The sequence below is a fragment of the Phreatobacter cathodiphilus genome, from assembly GCF_003008515.1.
GTDB classification, from domain to species: Bacteria; Pseudomonadota; Alphaproteobacteria; order Rhizobiales; family Phreatobacteraceae; genus Phreatobacter; species Phreatobacter cathodiphilus.
In genome coordinates, this window is sequence record NZ_CP027668.1 from 4,209,359 (window position 1) to 4,224,407 (window position 15,049).

Annotated in this window: 15 protein-coding genes; 9 read left to right on the top strand and 6 right to left on the bottom strand. The window is 69.5% G+C overall.

Going from position 1 to position 15,049, the window contains the following annotated elements:
* Positions 1–64: 64 nt before the first annotated feature.
* On the bottom strand, positions 65–238 hold the full coding sequence (locus C6569_RS20225; protein ID WP_106750553.1) for a DUF1328 domain-containing protein: 174 nt from the start codon (positions 236–238) through the stop codon (positions 65–67).
* Positions 239–636: 398 nt separating this feature from the next.
* Here C6569_RS20225 and C6569_RS20230 point away from each other — a divergent pair, with 398 nt between their 5' ends.
* From C6569_RS20230 to C6569_RS20255, 6 genes are all read left to right on the top strand, one after another.
* A complete protein-coding gene (locus C6569_RS20230; RefSeq protein ID WP_146144858.1) occupies positions 637–3,105 on the top strand; it encodes a sensor histidine kinase in 2,469 nt (822 codons plus the stop codon).
* A gap of 97 nt (positions 3,106–3,202) precedes the next feature.
* A complete protein-coding gene (locus C6569_RS20235) occupies positions 3,203–4,414 on the top strand; it encodes an AI-2E family transporter (RefSeq protein ID WP_106750555.1) in 1,212 nt (403 codons plus the stop codon).
* Between the two features lie 18 nt (positions 4,415–4,432).
* Positions 4,433–4,792, top strand: coding sequence for a hypothetical protein (locus C6569_RS20240; RefSeq protein WP_106750556.1), 360 nt, complete (start codon positions 4,433–4,435; stop codon positions 4,790–4,792).
* A 5-nt stretch (positions 4,793–4,797) separates the two neighbouring features.
* Positions 4,798–5,214, top strand: coding sequence for a hypothetical protein (locus tag C6569_RS20245; protein WP_181313833.1), 417 nt, complete (start codon positions 4,798–4,800; stop codon positions 5,212–5,214).
* 104 nt (positions 5,215–5,318) lie between these two features.
* Complete coding sequence (locus C6569_RS20250) at positions 5,319–5,768, top strand: response regulator (RefSeq protein WP_181313834.1); 450 nt, start codon at positions 5,319–5,321, stop codon at positions 5,766–5,768.
* Between the two features lie 90 nt (positions 5,769–5,858).
* Positions 5,859–6,218 (top strand): PRC-barrel domain-containing protein, encoded by a 360-nt coding sequence (locus tag C6569_RS20255; RefSeq protein ID WP_106750559.1) that lies wholly within the window; start codon positions 5,859–5,861, stop codon positions 6,216–6,218.
* Between the two features lie 127 nt (positions 6,219–6,345).
* Here C6569_RS20255 and C6569_RS20260 read toward each other — a convergent pair whose 3' ends face one another.
* Complete coding sequence (locus C6569_RS20260; protein ID WP_106750560.1) at positions 6,346–6,609, bottom strand: hypothetical protein; 264 nt, start codon at positions 6,607–6,609, stop codon at positions 6,346–6,348.
* A 107-nt stretch (positions 6,610–6,716) separates the two neighbouring features.
* On the opposite strand from C6569_RS20260, the gene C6569_RS20265 reads away from it, so the two are divergent.
* Positions 6,717–7,598 carry an extensin family protein gene (locus tag C6569_RS20265; RefSeq protein WP_245898364.1) on the top strand — a complete coding sequence of 294 codons (882 nt, stop codon included), beginning with the start codon at positions 6,717–6,719 and terminating at the stop codon, positions 7,596–7,598.
* 119 nt (positions 7,599–7,717) lie between these two features.
* Here C6569_RS20265 and C6569_RS20270 read toward each other — a convergent pair whose 3' ends face one another.
* From C6569_RS20270 to C6569_RS20280, 3 genes are all read right to left on the bottom strand, one after another.
* Entirely contained in the window at positions 7,718–8,380 is a 663-nt protein-coding gene (locus tag C6569_RS20270) for a PRC-barrel domain-containing protein (protein ID WP_106750562.1), read from the bottom strand.
* A 144-nt stretch (positions 8,381–8,524) separates the two neighbouring features.
* The gene (locus tag C6569_RS20275; RefSeq protein ID WP_106750563.1) at positions 8,525–9,421 is read right to left on the bottom strand and encodes a transglutaminase-like domain-containing protein; all 897 of its coding nucleotides are present in this window, start codon (positions 9,419–9,421) and stop codon (positions 8,525–8,527) included.
* 165 nt (positions 9,422–9,586) lie between these two features.
* Entirely contained in the window at positions 9,587–10,345 is a 759-nt protein-coding gene (locus tag C6569_RS20280) for a Crp/Fnr family transcriptional regulator (RefSeq protein ID WP_106750564.1), read from the bottom strand.
* Positions 10,346–10,511: 166 nt separating this feature from the next.
* On the opposite strand from C6569_RS20280, the gene C6569_RS20285 reads away from it, so the two are divergent.
* Both C6569_RS20285 and C6569_RS20290 read left to right on the top strand, forming a co-directional pair.
* A complete protein-coding gene (locus tag C6569_RS20285; protein WP_106750565.1) occupies positions 10,512–12,317 on the top strand; it encodes an ABC transporter ATP-binding protein/permease in 1,806 nt (601 codons plus the stop codon).
* A 196-nt stretch (positions 12,318–12,513) separates the two neighbouring features.
* Positions 12,514–13,395: a transglutaminase family protein gene (locus C6569_RS20290; protein ID WP_106750566.1), complete on the top strand. Its 882-nt coding sequence runs from the start codon at positions 12,514–12,516 to the stop codon at positions 13,393–13,395.
* Positions 13,396–13,398: 3 nt separating this feature from the next.
* On the opposite strand, the gene C6569_RS20295 is transcribed toward C6569_RS20290, so the two are convergent.
* Positions 13,399–15,048, bottom strand: coding sequence for a sensor histidine kinase (locus tag C6569_RS20295; RefSeq protein ID WP_106750567.1), 1,650 nt, complete (start codon positions 15,046–15,048; stop codon positions 13,399–13,401).
* Between the last annotated feature and the right edge of the window lies 1 nt (position 15,049).

Genomic DNA, 15,049 nt, shown 5'->3' on the forward strand with positions numbered 1-15,049 from the left:
CCCACGACGAAATCGTCGCGGGCCGCAGGAAAATGAAGTGTCGCCGTTAGGGCGACGGAAAGGTCTAGGCCCGCCGGATCAGGCCGGCGACCACCGACACGACGAAGAGGACGATCGCGACCCAGAACAGCAGCTGCGCGCCGCCCATGGCGGTGCCGGCGACGCCGCCGAAGCCGAGGAAGGCGGCGACCAGCGCGACGATGAGGAAGACGACGGCCCAGTGGAGAAGGGTACCCATGATGCAATCTCCTGACGGTGTTGTTGAACGGTCTTCGAGGACCTATGCAGACAGTGAATGTCGTGCCAACAACGCCGGCCCTTTGAACGGGTTCCGGCACGGGCGATCGTGGGATGATCGTGGAATCTTGGGAACTTCGGGCCCGCCGCCGCGTTTGTCGACCGTCAGGGGTGCGTCGGCCGCCCCGCTTCGGCCTCACGCGGCCATGCTCTGGAGGGCGTCCGGTTGCGCTTCTCCACCCCGTCCGACAAGGGTTACCGATGATGTCGTCACCAGGATCGGCACCAGGCGGACCACCGCCGGGTCCGCAGGGAATTTCGCTCAGCCCCAACGCCGGTATCCGTCCGGTCGTGCTGACGAGCCTCGGTCCGTGGCGGGACAATCGAGCCGGATGATTCATGGCTGAGGTGAGTCCCCCGACATCGGAAGCCGACACGACCCCCGCATCCGCCGACGAAAGCCGGCGCCTGCGGGCCCTTCGCGTGCGCCTGCTCATCCTGGTGGTCGGCATCGCCGTGCCGCTGCTCGCCCTCGCGCTCGGCGCGGTCTGGCAGACCACCGCCAGCGAAAGGCGGCGCATGGAGGGCCGGCTCGTCGACCAGGCCCGCGCCATCGCCGGGGCGGTGGACGTGGAGATGGACAGGGCCGGCCTCTACCTGCGGGCTCTGGCCTCGTCGCCCTCCCTCGCCGCCGAGGACTGGCGCGCCCTCCATGGCCAGGCGCTCCAGTCGGCGCCGCGCGGAACCTTCGTCGCGGTGCTGGACGGCGAGGGCCGGCGGCTGCTCAACACCTTCTTCCCCCTCGACGGAGGCGGGCTCACCCCGGTCGAGACCTCCGCCGCGCCGACCGTGCGAAAGGCGCTGGAGAGCGGCGAGGTGGTCTTTTCCGGCATCGTCGACCGCACCGCCATGGGCGGGCCGGCCGTCGTCGCGATGCTTGGCGGCGACACAGCCTCCGGCCGCCGCGTCGCGGTGATGCTGGTCATGCCGTCGCAGCTCCTGTCGGGGCTCCTCGGCCAGCAGAACCTGCCCTCCGACTGGTTGTCGGCGGTCCTCGACCAGAACGACATCGTCATCGCCCGCTCCCGCGACCCGGACCGCTTCGTCGGAACCACCGCCGTGGCGCCCGTGCGGCAGGCGCTGGCGGCGAGGAGCAGCGGCCTCATCCACACCCGCACGGTGGAGAACCTCACCGCCACCCTCGCCTTCGCCCGGGCGCCGATCAGCGGCTACGCGGCCGTGATCGCCGTTCCCGAGGTCGTGTTCGGCCGGGTCTTCTTCTCCGCCCTCCGCCCGGTGGCCCTGATCGGCGGGCTGCTGGTCCTGGCCGCCCTCGTCATCGCCATGCTCGCCTCGCGGCGCATCCTCTCGGCGGTGCGGCGCGGCTATGCGGAGGAAAAAAGCCTGCGCGAGGAGGTGGCGAGGAGCCTCCGCATCCGCGACGCCGAACTGAAGGAGAGCGAACGGCGGTTCCAGACCATCGCCGACGCCATGCCGCAGCTCGTCTGGTCGACCCTTCCCGACGGTTACCACGACTATTTCAACGAGCGCTGGTACGAATTCACCGGCACGGCGCCGGGCTCCACCATGGGCGGGATCTGGAACGACCTGCTCCATCCCGACGACCAGGAGCGCGCGGCGAAGCGGTGGGCCCAGTCCCTCGAGACCGGCGAGCCCTACGAGATCGAATACCGGTTCAAGTCCGCCGACGGCGGCTATCGCTGGTTCATCGGCCGCGCCGTGCCCATGCGCGACGCCACCGGCCGGATCGAGCGCTGGTTCGGCACCTGCACCGACATCCACGACAAGAAGCTGGTGGAGGAGGCGCTGGTCTCCACCCAGCGTCAACTCAAGGCGCGGGTCGCCGAACTCGCCCAGGAGAAGGCGCGGCTGGAAAGGCTGATGCTCTCGGCCCCCAACCTCATCTACATCAACGACCTTCAGCGCCGCCGCAACGCCTATGTGAACCCGCAGATCTTCGAGAGCCTCGGCTACGGCCCCTCCGAGTTGATGGGCCGGCCGCTGAAGACGCTCGGCGCCTTCGTCCATCCGGACGACCGCCGGCGGGTGGCCGAGTTCGCCTCGCAGGTGCGGCGCATCGCCGACGGCGAGGTCCGCGAGATCGAGTACCGCATCCGCCACACCGACGGCAGCTATCGCTGGTTCCTGGTGCGGGAGACCCCGTTCCAGCGCGATCCCGTCGGCAAGGTCATCCAGGTTCTCGGCACGGCGCTCGACATCGGTTCGCGCAAGCAGGCCGAGGAACGCCAGCAGATGCTGATCCGCGAACTGCACCACCGCGTGAAGAACATCCTCGCCACGGTGCAGGCCATCGCCTCGGCGACCGGCCGTTCCTCCACCAGCTTCTCGGCCTTCCGCGAGCGCTTCTCCGACCGCCTGGTCTCCCTCGGCCGCACCCATTCCCTCCTCACCCGCGAGGCCTGGGCGGGAGCCGGCATACGCGACATCCTGGAAAGCGAGCTCTCGCCCTATCTCCAGGACGGCGAGTCCCGCGTGGTCATCGACGGCCCGGCTCTGGTGGTGCCGCGCGACATGACGGTGCCGATCGGCATGGCGATCCACGAGCTCACCACCAACGCGGTGAAATACGGTGCCCTGTCGGTACCGGAGGGGCGGGTCCACGTCACCATCGCCTCCGACGGTGCCGTCCCGGAGCCCCGCATGACCCTGGAATGGCGCGAGAGCGGTGGCCCGCCGGTGAAGGTGCCGGAGCGCAGCGGCTTCGGCTCGCTCCTGCTCAACCGGCTGCTCGCCTCCCAGCTCGGCGGCGAAGTCGCCATCGACTACCGCCCAGACGGAGTCGTCGCCCGCATCGACGTGGTCCTGCGCAAGGACGACGTGCGCTGACGCTGCCCGATCCTTGGAACCTTGCGGCGGGCCGGTCGTTCTGATTGCCGGCCATGCCCGGCATCCTGCCGGCGCTTCGGTTCCCGGGGACCGCATCATGCGCAGCGAGCTTTTGTGGTTTCTGCCCCGTCACGAGGAGGCGCCGGAGCCGCCGACCGACGACCACGACCTCTTCGACATCGGCGATCACGATCCCGTCCTGCGTTACGCGACGCTCGGCATCTTCGTCATCATGGCGACGGCGGCCCTCGCCATCGCCCGGCCCGTCGCCCTGCCGGTCACCGCCGGCATCGTCTTCGGGCTGGTTCTCGGCCCGGTCTCCGACGCCCTCGTGCGCCGCGGCCTGCCCCATGCTGCGGCGGCGGCCATCGTCGTCCTCACGGGCATCGTCCTGCTGATGGGCCTCTTCGCCATCCTCGCGGCTCCGGTGGCGCTCGGCGCCGACCAGATCCCCGCCATCGTCGACACGCTGAGGGCCAAGTTCGACGGCTTCTTCGACATGATGCGGCGGCTGCAGGGCGTGCCCCAGGGCGCCACCGCGCCGGTTGCGACGGAGACGGCCGCGGGCGCCTCCTTCACCCCGCTCCTCAATATCGCCGTCACCTCGTCCAGCGCCGCCGGCGGCATGCTGATCTTCGTGGCGACGATCTTCTTCTACCTCGCCGCCCGCCGTCACCTGAAGGCGCGCGTGCTGCGCCTCTGCCTCGGCCGCGACGCGCGCCAGGTCGCCGGCTCCTTCTTCGAGGAGGTCGAGCAGCGCATCGGCAGCTACTTCGCCGTCGTCACCGTCATCAACCTCGTCGTGGGCGTCATAGCCACCGCCATCGCCTGGCTGGCGGGCTTTCCCTATCCGCTGTTCTGGGGCGCGCTGTCCTTCGTCCTCAACTACCTCGCCTTCATCGGCCCGTTGATCCTCACCGCGCTCATGCTGGGCGCCGGCGTCACCACCGGCGACACCGCCTTCGCCGCCCTCTGGCCCGTCAGCGTCTATGCCCTGATCCACCTCGTCGAGGGCAATGTGCTCACCCCGAGCCTCGTCGGCCGCCGGCTCACCGTTTCGCCCTTCCTCGTCTTCCTCTCCTTCGTCTTCTGGCTTTGGCTCTGGGGCCCGGTCGGCGCCATCCTCTCCACCCCCCTGCTCCTGATCGGCATGGTGATGGTGGAGGTGTTGTCGGCCTATCGTCACCTCAACAAGCCGTCCGAGGGCGGCAGCGACGCCGCGACGACGACGGGAACCGCCGACGAGACGGCGCGTTTAACGATGCGGGATGGCGCTCAGCCGCAATCCCCTGTTTCCATCACGGCTTGAACTGCAGGAGTTTGGTCCATGGCGCGCGCCAAAGCGGATAACGACACGACCTTCGAGGCGGTCGGCGAGGCCGCCGAATCCATGGGCGATCGCGCTCGCGCCGGCGCCGCCACGGCGGCCGATCTCGCCTCCGAACTGGCCGGCAAGGCTTCGGCCGCGAGCGAGGCCGCCAGCGAGGCGGCCGCCGACATCGCCCAGGACGTCAGTGCCCGCCTGAAGGCTGTCGGCATCGACACCGAGGTCATGGCCGGCGCCGCCAAGGACCAGCTCGGAGGCCTGCGCCAGATGCTCGCGGACGAGATGCAGAGCCGTCCGCTGCGTACGCTCGGCCTCGCCGCCGCTGCGGGCATCGTCCTCGGCTTCCTCTCGTCGCGGTGAGCATCATGTGGAGGGGGCTTTCACTCCTCGCTGCGACCGAGGTCGGCAGCGCGATGAAGCGCAGCATGTTCGGCGCGATGATCTACGCTCTGGCACTGCTCTGTCTCGCCTGCGCCTTCGGCTTTCTCGTGGCGGCCGGCCATGACATGCTCGCCCAGACCTACGGCGACACGCGCGCGAGCTTGATCTTCGCCGCGATCTTCGCTGCTGTCGGCGTGGTGATCATGCTGGTCGCCGCCTTTATTCGTGCGCGGGCCCGCAATCGTCGCACCGCCGCCACCACCGCCATGATGGTCGCACCCGTCATGGCGCCCTCCGTCATCCGCACCTTCGTCCGCCATCCCGGCATGAGCGCGGGCGTCGTGGCCGGCATCGTCGCCCTCGGCGCCATTCTCGGGCGCCAGTGGGGCAAGGAAAGCTGAGCCTCCACCGCCCGCCTTCAGCCGACAGTTTTCGAAGAGTTCTTCATTCCATGACCGAACCCTTGCCCGCGAATGCAACCCCCGCCCGCGCGGGGAAATTCCTCGTGTCGGCCGCCCGCCGCCTGCGCCAGCCGATCCACCCCCTGGAACCCCTCAGGGTCCTCGTCTGCGAAGACGACCCGATCCTTGCTCTCGAGCTCGAGGCCATGGTGGTGGAATGCGGCGCCGTCACCTGCGGCTCCGCGGCCTCCTTCGACCAGGCGCGCGACCTCGCCGGCCTCACCGCTCCCGACCTGGTCCTCGTCGACCTCCATCTCGACGACGGGCGCTCCGGCCCTAGGCTGGCGGAAATCTTCGCCGACCGCGGCCTGCGCATCGTGGTGATCTCCGGCGACACCTCCATCGACAGCGTGCTGGCGCGGGTGGACCACGTCTTCCTGCCGAAGCCGATCCAGCCGGCCGTGCTCCAGGATCTCATCGCCGCGGCCGTTCAGGCGAAGCGGGCCCGCGAGGAGAGCGCGGCGGCACCGTCGCCCCTCGGCAAACCCATGTGATTCATGGGGCTTTGCCGGTCGGCAGGGCGGGAACGAAGGCACCGGCGCCGCGTTGATGAGGTATCGTTCAACCATCACAGGAGGCCTTTCATGCCCACCCCGTCCGGCCACACCCGTGCCATCGCCGCCTCGCGCGTCACCGGCACCAGCGTCTACAACGAGCAGGGCGACAAGATCGGCCACGTCGAGGACGTCGTCCTCGACAAGATGTCCGACAAGATCATGTTCGCCGTGCTCGGCTTCGGTGGCTTCCTCGGCATCGGCGAGCGCTATCACGCCATGCCCTGGTCCATGCTCGACTACAATTCCGACACCGGCGGCTATGTGGTCGGCCTGTCCCGCGACGTGTTGGAGAAGGCGCCGTCCTACGACCTCAACGACCTGATGAAGCAGGACGGGTCGGGCCAGGCGCCCTCCATGGACTATTACGCGCCCTACGCCCGTCACTGACGGGCCTGATCGCCAGACATGCGCGAGCGGCGGCCTCCCCGGGGCCGCCGCTTTTGCTTGGGCTGTGCGATCAAAAAACCGGGCCCTTGAACAAGGGCCCGGCTGGGACGACAGAGGCTGAAGAGCGTCAGATGCGCGACGGCTGCGCCTGGGTCTGCCCGGCGGCATCGATCGTCCGGGCGGGCGGCGCGTCGCGGAAGCGGTCGAAGGCGCCGTGCGCGAAGTCGACATAGGCGGCGGACGGCGCGTGGACGATGGCGCCGGCGACAGGCGTCCCGGCCTCGTCCGCCGTCCGGGAGAGGAACGCGACGCCGAACGCGACGAGCGCGGCGAAGGCTGCTGCGCCGACGAGGCGGATGCCGGTGCGGCGGGCGGGAGTACGGACCTGCATGGCTTGTCTCCTCGATGGACGATCTTGCGGAAACAACGTGCGGCGACCCGAAAAGTTCAGATCGGCGCAAGACGTCGGAACAGTTGGCGCTGCGGCAGGTTGTGCCGATGACCGCCGGATCGGTGGGATCGAGCGCATGCGGAGCTTCCCATGGTCGAGATGTTCGCCAACCTCCACGTTCTGATGTTTGCCGCCATCGCCTGTGCGGCGCACGCCATCTGCAGCCGGTGACGGCTTACGCTGCGGGGGCAGGGCGCGGCCCCGTCCGCAGCTTGTCGCTGGCCGCGGCCTGTTTCGCGATTGCCACAGGCGCCGCCGCGGCGCCTCCCGCCTCCGCTCCCCTTCCCCACCCGCGCCCGGCCGGACCGGCCGCCCCTTCGCCGGCCCCCGAACCTGCGGCCCCCGAACCTGCGGCGCCCGAACCCGCCTCGCCCGCTCCCTCCACTTGCCATGCCGCCCTGTCGGCTCTCGCTGTCCGCTTCGCTCCGGCTGAGGCCCCCTCGTCGGGCGCCGCCTGCCGGATCGAGGATCCGGTACGGCTGGAGGCCATGCGCGCCAACGGGACGGAGATTGTCTGGCCGGACCGGCCGCTGGTGAGCTGCGGCTTCGCACTGGTCCTCGCCGGCTTCACGCGGGACGCCGCCCAGCCCCTCGCCCGCGCCCTTGCCGGACGGCCGCTGACCGCCTTCGGGACGGGGGGCGGGTTCGAGTGCCGCGGGCGCAATCGTGCCGCCGGCGCACGCATCAGCGCGCACGGACAGGGGCTCGCCGTCGACATCGCCTGGTTCGCCTTCGAGGGCGGCGTGCGGGAACGGGTCGAGGCCCCCTCAGGCGAAGCCATGTCCCGCTTCATCGGCGCCCTGCGCAAGGCGGCCTGCGGCTGGTTCACGACCGTCCTCGGCCCCGGATCGGACGCCGCCCATGCCGACCACCTGCACCTCGATCGCGAGCCGCGCGGCCGCAATGGCGAGAGCCGGCTCTGCCAGTGACTGTCCCCGCTGGCGGCGTCTCGCCTGCCGCCGTCTTGCTCAGTTCAACGACGAAAGCCCCGCGCCTTGCGGCACGGGGCTCCGTCGATCGGGCCGCAGGGGCCCGATCAGCGTCAGGATCAGGAGCGCTTGGCGCTGAAGCTCGGCATATCGTTGAGCTGCGCCTTCGTGCTGGTGACGAAGCCGATCAGCGTGCCGTCGGACTGGCGCATCAGGCGCACCTGACCGAGCGGCAGGGCGACGTTCTTCTCGCCGATGCCGAGGAAGCCGCCGACGCCGAGGACGGCGTGGGTGATGCGCCCGTCGGCGCCGATCACCAGGTCATTGACCTCGCCGATGGAGTCGTGCTGATCGCGCATCGCGCGCCACTGCTCGTCGCTCACCGGGGTGATCGCCATCTGGCCGCCGGCCGAAGAGTTGGCCGCCGTCGCGCCCGGGGTCATCGCGCCCGAACCGGTGCCCGGCGCGGTGGTGCCGGTGGTGCCGGCCGTCGCGCCGCGGGTCGCCGTCGAGCCGGCGTCGGAGCGCGCGGCCGGGGCGGCGGTCGAGCCGGTGGTGGCGGCCGAATCCGGCTTCGGCGCATAGATCGAGATGCCCACCAGCTTGGTGGTGGTGAGCTGCTCGTTGGCAGCACGGGTCATGGTGCTGTTGGCCGGGGGAACGGTCGTCTGGGTCTGGGCCGGGGCGGCGGGAGCCTGCGGGGCCGGAGCGGTCGTCTGGGCCAGGGCGCCGGTGGCGAGCATGGCGGCGACGGATGCCGTCACAAGATAGGTCTTCAGCATGGGGATGCCTCCTCGGGATGTGGGGTGGATCGAACCAGCGCCGCCGAGCCTTCAAAGGGCCCGGGCGGCACTGCTGTCCAATCAACCGGTCGAGGGGGGGAATGTTCCCCAGAAATGTCGGCGGCCGACGGCGCATGCCGGTCCTTAGCCGGCACCGCGAATGCGGGCGATGGACTGCCAGTGGTCGCGCCGGTTCTCGGCGGTCTGCGGAAACCGCTCGCCGCCGACCTCCTCGGTGACCACGGAGAAGCGCGAGAGGATGTGAGCGCCGAAGGAATGGAAGAAGGGCACGTCCGTGGCGTCGCGGCCGCGGGCGATGACGATCCGGCCGATGCGAGGCCGATTGTGGCGCGCGTCGAAAGCGTACCAGCGATCGCCGATGAACACCTCGAACCAGGCGCTGAAATCCATCGGCTGGGGGTCCGCCGGCACGCCGATGTCGCCGAGATAGCCCGTGCAGTAGCGCGCCGGGATGTTCATGCAACGGCACAGCGTGATGGCGAGGTGCGCGAAGTCGCGGCACACGCCAACCTGCTCCCCATAGGCCTCGAGGGCGGTTCGCGTCGGTCGCGCCGCGGCATAGTCGAAGCGGATGCGGCTGTGGACGAAGTCGCAGATCGCCTGAACCTGTGCGCCGCCCGGCGGCAGGTGGCCGAACATCGGCCATGCGACCCCCATCAACTGGTCGGTCTCGCAGTAGCGGCTGCCGAGGAGGAAGCCGAGCGTGTCTGCCGGCAGGGCGTCGGGGGGCGGAAGTCCCGCTTCCTCGGGCGTCGCGTCGGGGAAGCCGGAATCGTGGATCACACCCTCGGCCGCGATCCGCGCTCCGCCCGGCGGCAGGGTGACGCGCCGGCAGAGGTTGCCGAAGGAATCGACATAGACGTCGGTCGGGCAGGGGGCGCCGTCGGCGAGGCTGGTGACGGCCATGGTGTCCGGCTGCGATATGTCGGTCCGCCGGTCAGGGTGTACGTCGAGCAGCAGGATGGAAGGCAGCGCCTGATCGCATGTGATCTCGATGTCGAAGCCGTAGCGGATATGCATCGCGGTCTCCTTGCCTGCCGGGTCAAGGCGACCGGCGGCCGCACCGCGCCGCCCGAGAGGTCTCGCAAGGCGCGGACCGCTGTCCCCCGGTCGAAAACGCCGATCCCGGCCCCGGAGTTCCGGGCGGTCGCGGTTCCGGCCGCTCAGCGGGCGGCCATCATCATGTCACAGGAGCGGGCGCTGTGCGAAATCCCTTTCGTACTGCGCGGCGATCCGCTCGGTCAGGCGCGGGTTCTCCAGCGTCAGGCGGCCCTGGGCGAAGCTGAAGAGCCCCGCCCGCCGCAGCTTGGCCCAGGTCTTGTTGGTGTGCACCAGCGACAGGCCGAGGGCGTCGGCGAGCTGCTGCTGCGACAGGGGAAAGACGAAGCTGCGGTCGTTGACGAGACCCAGCGCCTCGGCGCGGCGGTAGAGAGAGATGACGAGGGAGGCGATGCGCTCGGTGGCGTTGCGCTGGCCGATGGACAGGAGGTTCTCGTCGATCAGGCTCTCCTCGCGCGACCCGAGCCAGGCCACCTCATAGGCGAGCTGCGGCATCTTCACGAACAGGTCCCACACCTTGCGGCGCGGGAACACGCACACCTCGACGTCGGTCAGGGCCTCGATGCCGTGCTGGGCGACCGACAGGAGCGAGGCCTGCAGGCCCATCAGGTCGCCCGGAAGCAGGAAGTTGAGAATCTGGCGGCGCCCGTCGGCCAGCACCTTGTAGCGGAAGGCCCAGCCGGAAAAGAGCGTGAAGAGTTCGGCGTCGGCCTGGCCGGGAAAGATGATCTCCTGGCCGGCGGCGATCCGCCGGTGGTCCATCTTCATCTCGGCCAGAAAATCGACCTCTTCCGCGCTCTTCGGATGAAAGGCTTGTTTCTGGCGCAGGGGGCACGCGTGGCACCACAGGTGCGCCGAGGGACGCGGGGGCGGGTTCGTCAGCATGAGGCCTCGGCAGTTCGTGTTTCCGTCGTTAAGGCTATTCCGTTCCGGGAGCAACGGAACTCCGACGCGGCCGGCGCGTTCATAGCCCCGGCCTCTCAGAGGTCCTTTCGCCGTATCGAGGATCGCGGCGACGGGGGACGGCCTGACGATCCTTCGGAACACCCTCATGGACACGATGGTAGATGGACCCGTCGACCGGCAGAGCCGGTCGCGGTCGCGCGCATTCTTCTCGATGGCGCGCGGCTTCTGGAGCGGCGGCTCTGCCCGCCGGGCCTGGCTGTTGACGGTCGTCGTCCTCGCCTTCGCCTTCGCACAGATCGCCGCCCAGGTCGGCATCAACACCTGGAACCGGCTCTTCTTCGACGCTCTCGAGCGCAAGGACATCGCCGCCGTCGGCACGACCGTGGGGCTCCTGCCGGTGCTGCTCGCCGTCGCCGCCTTCACCATGTCCGGTCTCGTGGTCTCGCGCATGCTGTTGCAGGTGCGCTGGCGCGAGTGGGTGACCAACAAGCTCGCCGGCTGGTGGATCGCCGACCAGCGCTACTACCGGCTAGGCTTCCTGGCGCAGGAGCATTCCGCGCCGGAGTTCCGCATCGCCGAGGACGTGCGCATTTCCACCGAGCCGCTGGTGGAATTCGCCATCGGCCTCATCTCGGCCGCCGTGACCGCCATGACCTTCGCGGCCATCCTGTGGACGGTCGCCGGCTCCATCACGTTCGAGGTCGGCGGGGTGCGGATCTTCATCCCCGCCTACATGGCCATCGCCGCCGTCGTCTATGCGGTGGTGGCCTCGCTCGCCGCCTATTTCGTCGGCCGTGCGCTGGTCGGCAAGGTCGCCGCCAAGAACGAGACGGAGGCCCTGTTTCGGGCCGAAATGACGCGTCTTCGCGAGAACGCCGAGAGCATCGCCCTGATCAAGGGCGATGCCGACGAGCGCGCCTCCGTCCGCGACACCTATCGCAACGTCGTCAAGGCCTGGATGGCCGTGGTCCGGCGGCAGGGCTATCTCGCCCTCGTGCTCAACACCAACGGGGCGCTCTTCCCCATCGTCCCGCTGCTACTCGCCGCCCCGAAATATCTGTCGGGAGAGCTCTCGCTCGGCGCCGTCATGCAGGTGGCGGCGGCCTTCAGCGCCGTGCAGGCGGCTCTCATCTGGTTCGTCGACAACTTCGTGCGCCTGTCCGAGTGGTATGCCTCCGTCGTCCGCGTCGACGAATTCGCCCAGACCCTCGAGGAGGTCGACATCGGCGCCATCATGGAGGACGAGCAGCAGATCAAGCTCGGCGAGAGCGACGACGACGCCATCCACATCGACAACCTCTCCCTCGCCCACCGCAACGGCCGCGTCGTCATCGACGCCGCCTCCATCCGCATCGAACCGGGGGAGAAGGTGCTGATCGCCGGCGAGAGCGGCACGGGCAAGAGCACCCTGATCCGCGCCCTCGCAGGGCTCTGGCCCTGGGGCTCGGGCTCCATCGCCTTCCCGAAGAACGTCCGCTACGCCTTCGTGCCGCAGAAGCCCTACATGCCGCGCGGTACGCTGAAGGAGGTGCTGCTCTATCCCGAATCCGACGCGCCGGTGCCGGACGATACCGTCCGCGCCGCCATGGAGCGCTGCGGCCTCGACTACATGGTCAGGCGTCTCGGCGACGAGGACGACTGGGACCGCGTCCTCTCCGGCGGCGAGCGCCAGCGTGTCGCCTTCTGCCGTCTGCTGATCAACAAGCCGCCCATCATTATCATGGATGAGGCCACCGCCGCCCTCGACGAGGGCAGCCAGGACAGCCTTCTCGCCCTCTTCGAGAATGAGCTGGCGGGCTCGACGCTGATCAGCGTCGGCCACAGGCCAGGGCTCGAGGCCTTCCACACGCGCAAGGTGACCCTGATCCGCCGTCCGGCCGGTGCCCACATGCAGTCGAGCCGCATCCGCAAGCCCTGGTGGAAGGTGCTGCGCAACACCCAGTCCGCGTGACCCTTTTCAGAAATTCCGCGCGGCGCGGGAACCCTCGCCCCCCGCCCGCGTTACCTCTCTGATCATCGCAATTTCCCTTCCCGCGATGTGGACCTCTCCACTGAAGCCGCCGCTGGCGGCTTCTTTTTTGCCCCGCCGACGCCGATGTCGGCGAGACGGGCCCGGGTCCGCACCGCGCAGAGGACGACCGGCCGCCATGGATATCCACGTTCGCCACATCACGACCTACCAATATGCGGGACCCGTCCAGTTCGGGCCGCACCGCCTCATGCTGCGCCCGCGCGACAGCTTCGACATGCGCATCCTGGAGACCGAGATCGACATCTTCCCCGCGGCCGAGCTGCACTGGTCGCACGACGTCTACGGCAACACCGTCGCGGTCGCGACCTTCGCCGCGTCGGCGGACCGGCTGGAGATCACCTCGGGGCTCGTTCTACGCCGCTACGCCTCCGCCTTCCCGCGCGAGCGCACCTCCGCCAGCGCCCTCTTCGTGCCGCACTATTCGGACGGGGAGCGCATCGTGCTGCAGCCCTTCATGACGCCCGCCACCAGCGACGAGGACGGCGCCCTCTCCGCCTGGATCGCCCAGGTACTGTCCAACGGCGGGCCCGAGCACGATCCGCTGGCGCGGCTGTCGCAGGAAATCCACGCCGGCTTCGGCTATTCCGTCCGCTACGAGGAGGGCACGCAGCCTCCCTCGCAGACGCTGTCCCTGCGCTCCGGCTCCTGCCGCGACCTCGCCTGGCTGTTCATCGAGGCGGTGCGCCGGCTCGGCTACGCCGCGCGCTTCGTCAGCGGCTACCTGCACAACAGCCACAACGACGATCCCGCCAACCGCGCGGCGGTGGGGCTCACCCATGCCTGGGCCGAGGTCTTCGTTCCCGGGGACGGCTGGGTGGAGTTCGATCCGACCAACGCCCTGGTCGCCGACCCTCACCTGATCCGGGTGGCGGTAGCGCGGGTGCCTTGGGACGCCTCGCCGGTGGCCGGCAGCTTCATCGGGCCGGTGGGGGCGCAGATCAGCCTGTCGGTGGGCGTCGAGATCAATCCGACGGAGACCTACCGGAACGTCGCCTGAGCCTCAGAGCGGCACGGTCCAGCGCCCGGCGCTCGCGCCCTCCGCCTCATTGGTCCGGGTCGCGCCGATCTGGCGCAGCAGGCCGTGGGCGATCTTCGTCTCCACCGCGTCGAGACGCCTGTCGTCGGTCATCACCGAGAGGGTGAGGTTGCCCTCCTCGCCGCGCGTCACCTCCACGGCGACGTGGTCGGCCTGACCGTCCTCCAGCGCGTGGGACGCGATCTCCACCACCAGCAGGCCCAGCGGGATGGCCCTGTCGACCACCAGGCCGACATCCTCCGGGGCGACCGTCGAGATCCAGGGCCTCCCGGCGCGCATCAGTCCGTTGAGCATCACCGAGACCTCGTCGAGGAAGGGCTTCAGCTCCACCGGCCGCATCTCGCCCAGCGCCAGCGCGTGCCGATAGGCGATGGACAGGACATGGACCTTGGCCTCGACGGGCGCCAGCACCGCCCGATGCTCCGGCGACTGCTGCCGCCGGGCCAGGCTGATATAGCTCTGCACCACCTGAAGGCTGTTCTTCACGCGGTGGTGCAGTTCCCGCACCAGATGGCGGTTGGCGCCGATGGTGAGGTTGAGCTTCTCCACCCTCTCCGCCTGGTCGGTGACCAGGGCGTTGAAGGCTTCCGACACGCGGCGGATGTCCTCGGGCATGGAGGGGTCGACGGGCGCCAGCCGCGGCTGCTGCGAGGCACGGGCGACGGCCGCCGCCTCGATGCCGCGAATCCAGCGCACGATGTTGGCATCGATCGCCAGCGAGTAGACCGCGAAGAGCACCATCAGCGTCACCAGCGGCGTCAGCAGCAGTGCGATGAATTGCAGGAAGGCCGCCCGCTCCGCCTGCTGGTCGAACCGCGCCAGCACGTAGAGGTCCGGCTCGGCGACGAGCTGGGTGCCGTAGCTGCCGGTCATGCCCGTCTGGCTGGTCGATTCCCAGCGCTGGAGCTGTGGCCCGGTCCGCCCGGTCACGGGCAGCCAGGAGGTGTCGTCCTCGTTGATGCCGCGGGCGACGATCACCTCGGTGGAACTGCGGACGATGCCGACCGTGACGCCGGGATTGACCGTGCCGAGGTCGAAGGCCCGGTCCATGATGACGGCATCCACCAGGAGAGCCGATTCCAGCGCCGGCTGCTGGCGATCGCCCTGGCGCAGGGCGTAGATGACCATGAATCGCCGCCCGCCGATCCGCGTGACGCCGTAGCTCGTCTCGGCGAGATCGTTGCCGATCCAGGTCACGCTGCGGGTGCGCGCGCGATAGGTCTCGATCACGGCGCGGATGTCACTCTCCGCCAGGGCGTCGTTCCGGCTGGCGAGGCAGCCCGGCTGCTCGCCGGTGCGGATGGCGATGGCGCTGACGCCGATATTGTCGCCGACGATCCGCTTTGCGATGGCCAGGCACCGGTCCGTCGCGCCGTCGACGGCCGCCACGCCCGCCGTCGCCGTCAGCAGCACCCTGAGCGACTCCCGGTACCAGACCCGGGTCCTCACCGCGAAATTGCCGACCGTCTGGAGCTGCGAGGCCTCGATGGAGGAGAGCACCGAACGATAGGTCGCCACCGCCGTCACCGCCGTGATCACGGCGATCGGCAGGACGACGAGGACCATCAGGGCCAGGAGACGGCCCCGGACGGTGCGGAATGCGGTGACATTCATC

Coding starts and splice junctions, on each gene's coding strand:
- C6569_RS20295 (WP_106750567.1), bottom strand. CDS start 15,048: ATGAATGTCACCGCATTCCGCACCGTCCGGGGCCGTCTCCTGGCCCTG.
- C6569_RS20225 (WP_106750553.1), bottom strand. CDS start 238: ATGGGTACCCTTCTCCACTGGGCCGTCGTCTTCCTCATCGTCGCGCTG.
- C6569_RS20270 (WP_106750562.1), bottom strand. CDS start 8,380: ATGCTGAAGACCTATCTTGTGACGGCATCCGTCGCCGCCATGCTCGCC.
- C6569_RS20260 (WP_106750560.1), bottom strand. CDS start 6,609: ATGCAGGTCCGTACTCCCGCCCGCCGCACCGGCATCCGCCTCGTCGGC.
- C6569_RS20230 (WP_146144858.1), top strand. CDS start 637: ATGGCTGAGGTGAGTCCCCCGACATCGGAAGCCGACACGACCCCCGCA.
- C6569_RS20280 (WP_106750564.1), bottom strand. CDS start 10,345: ATGCTGACGAACCCGCCCCCGCGTCCCTCGGCGCACCTGTGGTGCCAC.
- C6569_RS20255 (WP_106750559.1), top strand. CDS start 5,859: ATGCCCACCCCGTCCGGCCACACCCGTGCCATCGCCGCCTCGCGCGTC.
- C6569_RS20265 (WP_245898364.1), top strand. CDS start 6,717: ATGACCGCCGGATCGGTGGGATCGAGCGCATGCGGAGCTTCCCATGGT.
- C6569_RS20290 (WP_106750566.1), top strand. CDS start 12,514: ATGGATATCCACGTTCGCCACATCACGACCTACCAATATGCGGGACCC.
- C6569_RS20275 (WP_106750563.1), bottom strand. CDS start 9,421: ATGCATATCCGCTACGGCTTCGACATCGAGATCACATGCGATCAGGCG.
- C6569_RS20235 (WP_106750555.1), top strand. CDS start 3,203: ATGCGCAGCGAGCTTTTGTGGTTTCTGCCCCGTCACGAGGAGGCGCCG.
- C6569_RS20285 (WP_106750565.1), top strand. CDS start 10,512: ATGGACACGATGGTAGATGGACCCGTCGACCGGCAGAGCCGGTCGCGG.
- C6569_RS20240 (WP_106750556.1), top strand. CDS start 4,433: ATGGCGCGCGCCAAAGCGGATAACGACACGACCTTCGAGGCGGTCGGC.
- C6569_RS20245 (WP_181313833.1), top strand. CDS start 4,798: ATGTGGAGGGGGCTTTCACTCCTCGCTGCGACCGAGGTCGGCAGCGCG.